This is a genomic window from Candidatus Aquicultor sp., assembly GCF_054640775.1.
Genome location: NZ_JBTSLF010000147.1, coordinates 1 through 6,363, shown reverse-complemented (window position 1 = coordinate 6,363; position 6,363 = coordinate 1). Strand labels below are relative to the sequence as shown.

The 6,363-nt window shown below is 53.4% G+C and carries 9 protein-coding genes; 8 read left to right on the top strand and 1 reads right to left on the bottom strand.

Annotation, left to right across the window (positions count from 1 at the left end; all coding sequences use genetic code 11):
- The 8 genes from ACYC56_RS11190 to ACYC56_RS11155 form a co-directional block, all read left to right on the top strand.
- A partial coding sequence (locus ACYC56_RS11190) for a c-type cytochrome (RefSeq protein WP_461374262.1) occupies positions 1–649 on the top strand: 649 nt, incomplete at its 5' end.
- 40 nt (positions 650–689) lie between these two features.
- Entirely contained in the window at positions 690–1,025 is a 336-nt protein-coding gene (locus ACYC56_RS11185) for a cupredoxin domain-containing protein (protein WP_461374261.1), read from the top strand.
- Positions 1,026–1,102: 77 nt separating this feature from the next.
- Entirely contained in the window at positions 1,103–1,699 is a 597-nt protein-coding gene (locus ACYC56_RS11180; RefSeq protein ID WP_461374260.1) for a c-type cytochrome, read from the top strand.
- A 14-nt stretch (positions 1,700–1,713) separates the two neighbouring features.
- Positions 1,714–1,905, top strand: a complete 192-nt coding sequence (locus ACYC56_RS11175; RefSeq protein ID WP_461374259.1) for a hypothetical protein — start codon at positions 1,714–1,716, stop codon at positions 1,903–1,905.
- A gap of 42 nt (positions 1,906–1,947) precedes the next feature.
- A complete protein-coding gene (locus tag ACYC56_RS11170; protein WP_461374258.1) occupies positions 1,948–2,445 on the top strand; it encodes a hypothetical protein in 498 nt (165 codons plus the stop codon).
- A gap of 27 nt (positions 2,446–2,472) precedes the next feature.
- On the top strand, positions 2,473–2,865 hold the full coding sequence (locus ACYC56_RS11165; protein WP_461374257.1) for a hypothetical protein: 393 nt from the start codon (positions 2,473–2,475) through the stop codon (positions 2,863–2,865).
- Positions 2,866–2,892: 27 nt separating this feature from the next.
- Positions 2,893–3,111 (top strand): hypothetical protein, encoded by a 219-nt coding sequence (locus ACYC56_RS11160; protein ID WP_461374256.1) that lies wholly within the window; start codon positions 2,893–2,895, stop codon positions 3,109–3,111.
- A 5-nt stretch (positions 3,112–3,116) separates the two neighbouring features.
- Complete coding sequence (locus ACYC56_RS11155; protein ID WP_461374255.1) at positions 3,117–3,734, top strand: hypothetical protein; 618 nt, start codon at positions 3,117–3,119, stop codon at positions 3,732–3,734.
- A gap of 47 nt (positions 3,735–3,781) precedes the next feature.
- Here ACYC56_RS11155 and ACYC56_RS11150 read toward each other — a convergent pair whose 3' ends face one another.
- Positions 3,782–6,175, bottom strand: a complete 2,394-nt coding sequence (locus tag ACYC56_RS11150) for a heavy metal translocating P-type ATPase (protein ID WP_461374254.1) — start codon at positions 6,173–6,175, stop codon at positions 3,782–3,784.
- Positions 6,176–6,363: the final 188 nt, after the last annotated feature.

Genomic DNA, 6,363 nt, shown 5'->3' with positions numbered 1-6,363 from the left:
GAAGGATAATCTTATCCGTGGGCGTGAGATATTCCAGGAGCGCTGTATCGGGTGCCATGGCGAGGGAGGGGCCGCGGTGAGCGAGGCAGCCCGGTTTATGAGCCCGACCCCGATCAATTTTACCGATCACGGTGATGCGGCAGATGGCAACGATACTTCTCCTGGCGACTATTACTACCGTATCTTAAGAGGGATTCCCGGCTCGGCCATGGAGAATTTTGGCACCCGGTTACGCGTTGATGATATCTGGAAAGTGGTCCTGTTTGTCAAAACCATCCCGAACGGTGGACTTAGCCCCGATGAGGTGCCGACCCCGGATAAGTATATTCAGTGGAAGCCACCCGCCGGCCTCATGAGCTATGTAAGTAAGCATCCGATTGACGCCAACGCGGATTTTAAGGGCGAGAACGATACAAAAGACCCGTTCATGCTTGAGGCCATGCGCGTGTTGAGGGGGCTCAATAAAGGCGATCAGTTTGATGCACCGGGGTTTGGTATGGTCTCACTGCAGTCGGCCCGGGACCAGATTAAAAGTATCTATGAAGGGTATCTTGACGAGGGCTGGGCCGATCTTAAGAAGCGCCCGGGGGAAAAGCCCCCGAAGAACCAGCGAGACGGCGACCCCGAATTGGTCGATGAGTTACGTTAGCCAAGAACGTAGAGGTTCATCTATATATAGCGGAGGTTGTATGGGCAGGGGACGATATATCCGGATGGTAGCGGCCATTGGGCTAATGCTTATTATGCTGGCGTTGGCGGGGTGTCCGTCACAGCCGGGGACGAAGGCTGTAACGATAGAAATGCTTGGCTACAACCCAAAGAACTTGACAGTAGATGTGGGCACGACGGTTATCTGGACAAACAGGGATGATACCGCACATACGGTTACGGCTGATTTGGGTGGATTTAGCTCGAAAGTAATGAATCCAGGGGATACTTACCAGCTTATTTTTAAGAACAAAGGGGTATTTAAATACCATTGCGATTTGCACCCGTACATGAAGGCATCCCTTACTGTGAAGTAGGGTTGCAATAGAATCAAGCTCTCAAGTCGCCTTGGGAAGCTTAGAGAAAAAGTGGTACTAGAAGAAGGAGGTAAGCAGTGAAGAAGATATTTTTAGGAATGGTTGTGTTGTTGATAGCGCTGCTCGTAGGTTGTGCACAGCAGACAACCCAATCAACGACGACATCGACAAGCGAGACAGAAGCACAGGTACCGGAGACCCCACCACCGAGCGATGTCGCTGCGCTTAAGAACCCGCTTGGAGTAACAGCTGCCAACATTGCAGCCGGTAAGGTTATGTACGATCGCACGTGTTGGATATGCCATGGGTCGGAAGGTAAAGGGAACGGGCCAGCAGCAAGCCATATGCCGCAGGAACCGATCAATTTCACCAGCGATCACGATTTTCAAACGATGAACGACGGTGAAGTCTGGTGGATTATCACAAAGGGTGTTAACGGCACAGATATGCCAAACTGGGAGACCACCTTTAATGAAAACGAGATATGGCAGATCGAGTCATACATTATCCAGTTCAGGAAAAATGAGAATGACCGCAAGGGCTTCGGTACGGCCGGCGCCACAACGACATCATCTGTCAGTGGGTCAACGACGACAAGCGGCGGCGGGGCAACTACTTCGTCATCGGCCGGGACGACAAGCTCGACCAGCGGAACAACAACGACCACTTCGTAGGGGCAGGTATAACGATGAGGCTATCGATCGTCGAGTGGCAGGTTCTGGCATCAACGCTGTTTGTGTTGCCGCTCTCCGTGGCGGTTCTGGTGGCTTTTATGCGCGGCTCTTTTAGAGAGGCTGAGAAAGTAAAGCATATCGTGATAGAGCATGATGAGAAAGATTATTGGGATACCGGCGGGTGCGATAAGCACCCGCCGGTATAAACAAACCACGGTTATCCTACCGGAATGGTTGGTGGGAAGGGGGTGCGACAGAGGATGGGTCTTGATAATCGCAGCCACACGTATCGCCGGATAAAAGTATTGCTGTTCATAACGACGATTGCCTATATCTTGCTGGGCGTGGCAGCGGTATGGCAGGCATATGCCCAAGAGAGCTATGTAAGCTATACGCCGATTACCAGGGTACCGAGTGGCAGTGACGACAAAAGCGTTAAAGCATATTACGAGTACCTGGCGCAGACGGATTTCACGGGCAAGAAGGAGACCTACAATATGAACCCCGCTTCTCTTACCTGGACATATGGGTCGCTCGGGTTTACCATTATCCTCTTTTACTATTTTATCTATGCCTGGTTTGCACGCCGTGTGAGCGGCGATCTCTATCCCGTTGAGGTCTATAACGGGTATATATCGGAACGCGGGGCCCCCGTTGATGCGTTTAACATCGCCGCATTTGCGGTTCTCGGCGCGTATATGGCGTATTATATGGTGATCACTATCATATTCGGTCAGATCTATTAGCAATGGAAATGGCCTGGGAGAGTAGCTATGGCAAATAACGATGCGACCCCTGAGAGAAAAAGCGACGAGGCGGAACGGCAGCTAGAGACCGGTCTCGGCACTACAAAATACAAGGCATACGGCCAAGCACCGTACGTGTACACGGTTCTTGCCTCCATGACCGAGGAAATATGGAACAACGTGTTTTTTTCATGGCTCTCCATGAAGGGTTACTTGCAGGGCATGCATGGGATGAACCGAACCGAGATGTTTGCCACGAAAATCGGCGGAAGAGTGTATGCGACCTTTATCGTAGTATGGTCGCATGAGGAGCAGCTTGCGGCATGGTTGGAGCACGGCTACACGGTTGAAGAGTTGCTGCAGTCCATGGGATGCCCGGCAAATGATGTGCAGGTTTCCCTGCAAAGGGACTTTTCTTAGCGTTAAACGCTTTGGTGAGGTAATCGTATGGGTAGCGAAGAGCGAAACGAGACAAAAGGTGAGGAGTTTCCAGGTCAGATGCCTCAGGATGAAGCTCAGCGCGCGTTAATCGAAAGCTTCAAGCGCGAGGACGAGCGGTGGGGTATGGCCAGCCAGGAGCGCGATTGGATTATTCTGATAGTCATCGGTATCCTGTGGGCCTCCTGGATGATACTTACGTTTTTACTTGAACCCGGTATAAGGTAGACGAGATGATCTTCAGACGATCGCATCGAATACTGGCCGCATATACCTTGGTTGTGACACTATTTTTGCTCGGCGCCCTTGTTGCGGCGTCCGGCTGTGACGGCAAGCGTACTCCGGGCTATACCGGCCCCTGGCGGGGTTTTACTAGCAGCCAGACCGGTATCTCTTTTTCCTACCCCGGCGAGTGGACGCTTTGCACGCAAGACCCACCGCTCGACAAATACGGGACCCTTTACATTGCCTCGATTAATAGCTTTGGGAATAACCCCTTCTGGATACAACCACAGTTTCCCAGACCCAACAACTGGTTTTATATTAAGGAAGCCGATATCGGGTCGCTACCGCCCTCTGGCGCATACATCGAGATGGGGTGGCTCGATATCACCAAGGTGATATTTGGCGAGTTCCCGCTCGTTAAAGGGAAGAAGCTTAAGGGTGTTCCAATAACGCACGAAGGCCCAATCACCATCGGTACCAGGCAGTACGATAAATACCTCATCGAGTTTAGGACTGATGATACCAACTACTTCTATATCTTTGCATACTTTACCGACGACGCCCGCTCTACAGGTAAAGCCGTGATTAACCGGTTCATCAACAACGTAGTCGTAACCAGAAAGTAACTGGAAAAGCACATAGCCAGGCTATAAGTGAATTCATGCTGTATGGATTACCGGACCCTCGCGGAGTTGACGATAACGATAAGACTGCTCGAGGCCATCACCGCCGCCGCGATTACCGGCGTTAACAGACCGGCCGCCGCCGCCGTTACCGTAATGGTATTATAGGCGAGCGCCCACGCGAAGTTCTGCCTGATAATCCGCATTGTCTTCTGTGACAGGTCCAAAAGCTTCGATATGTCGGATAAGTTTTGGCTTAGCAAGGTGACATCTGCCGACTCAGAGGCGATATCGGTACCGCCGCCCATAGCGATTCCGAGGTCGGCCTGCGTAAGGGCCGGGGCGTCGTTTACCCCGTCTCCGACCATCCCGACGAACTGGTGCTCCTGCAATCCCTTGATAATCTCAAGCTTGCGGTCCGGCAGCACTTCGGCAAAGACATCATCGATGCCGAGCTTATCACCGATGGCTTTGACCGTCCGGCGGTTATCCCCGGAGATAATGGCGAGAGAAACGCCGCGTTGCTTAAGTTCTGCGACTGCTTCGACGGCATTTTCCCTGGTCTCATCCACAAGGGCGATGACGGCCAGCGTTTTCTCGTTATCGGCGACAAATATCACCACCTGCCCGCGTTCCCGGCATGCGTTGGCGATTCCGCTGAGCCGCCGGTCTATCGCAATACCCTTTCCTGCAAGGTACTGTTCCGACCCGGCCAGCAAGGGTTCACCCGCTACCTCTCCGCATACCCCTCCCAATTCCTTCTTAAAATCAAGGCAGACAGGGGGCACCGATTCGCCGATGGATTCAACGATCGCCTGCCCGACCGGATGCTCGGAGAAGAACTCCAGGCCCGCTGCACGGAGCAGGATATCATCCACGGGGATATCATCAGAGACCGGATACACCGCATCCACGATTATCTTTGCCTTTGTGACCGTGCCGGTTTTATCGAAGACGAGCTGGCGTATGAGCCCGGCGCGCTCGAGCGTATCGGCGTTGCGAATCAATATGCCGAGGCGCGATGCCTTGCCCGCCGCAAGGCTGATCGCGAGCGGTGTGGCCAATCCCAGGGTGCAGGGGCACGCGACGACCAGAACCGTGACCGCCCTAATAAGTGCAGTTGTAAACGACCCGCTTGCCATATACCAGCCGATTGCCGTAAGCCCCGAGAGCGCGAGCACGACCGGTACGAACCAGGTCGCCACCTTATCGGCAAACCTCTGGATGGCGGCTTTGCTTGACTGGGCACCCTCAACGAGGCGGGCTATTCGCGCAAGCGTGACCTCGTCCCCGGTATTTTTGGCCCCGATTATGAGGCTGCCGCCTATATTAAGCGTCCCGCCGATAACGGCGTCGTTCACACCTTTGTCTACAGGGGTCGATTCACCGGTTAACATCGACTCATCCAGGGAAGACGACCCCTCGACGATAATCCCATCTACCGGCACCCTCTCGCCGGGCCTCACCAGAACCAGCATCCCGGGTTCGACTTTATCCGTTGCAACCGGCTCGATAGCCTGGTCTTTAACCAGCCACGCCTGCTTCGGTAGAAGCGAGATGAGGCCCCCGACTGCCGTGGCCGATTTCACCTTTGCCAGGTTCTCAAGGCTTCGCCCGATGATAATCACCGTAATGATCATCGCCGAGGAGTCGAAGTAAACCGGGCCGCTTCGCGTTAACGTCGCATAGATGCTGTAGAGGTATGCCGACAGGGTGCCGAGCGTAACCAGCAGGTCCATGGTGCCGTACCGTGCTTTTATGCTCTGGTACGCGCCCCTTAAAAACGGCCAGCCGGCCAAAAACTGCACCGGTGTGGCAAGCCCCCACACGACGTATTCGTAGCTTACCGTATAGTCGTTGATGACCCCTTTTATGTAGGCCGGATAGAGGATAAGGAAGTAGATGACCATAATCTGCATCGTTATCGCCACGGCGATGATAAGCCGTATGAAGAGGTAGCGCTGCTCGTGTTTGCCCGGCTCATCGACGCCTTCAAACGACGACTCCGCGTTATATCCGAGGGATGAGATATCCTGAACGATATCGCCCTCGCTTACGATAGAAGGGTCATACTGGATGAGGGCGGAACCGGTTATGTAGTTGACTTCGGCGTTCATGATGCCGGGCCGTTTCAGGACGGCCGCCTCAATCAACAGGGTACAGGATGGGCACCACATGCCGTCAACTTTGACATTCGCCTGGTAGCCATGCGAATTCTGACCGTTTTGCCAGCGGTTTCTAATCTGGTCGCGGATTGCGCCACGGTCGTTGAGATCGATTCCCATCTCCTGGGCAAGCTCATACACCTGCAGGCACCCGTGGCAGCAAAACCTCAGCTGTCCATTTTCGCCTGCAGGTTCATCCGACCGCTCGTACGCCCTGCCTATTACCGGCAGCCCGCAGAGATGACAGGTCGTTTTCTCTTCAGCACCAAGATACCCCACAAAACCTCCTCTTCTTACTCCTCTCTATATCCCCTGGATGGGCCCTCTTAAATCGCATTTTCGAAGAGCCAGAATCCAGAAGGGTATGGGTCGAGAAAGTGGGTTCCAGGGCAACGGACAAGTAATAGATAATTACAAGGTACTAACCATTATCTACTTGCTAAAAGCTCGGAATAAATCCTAAATGT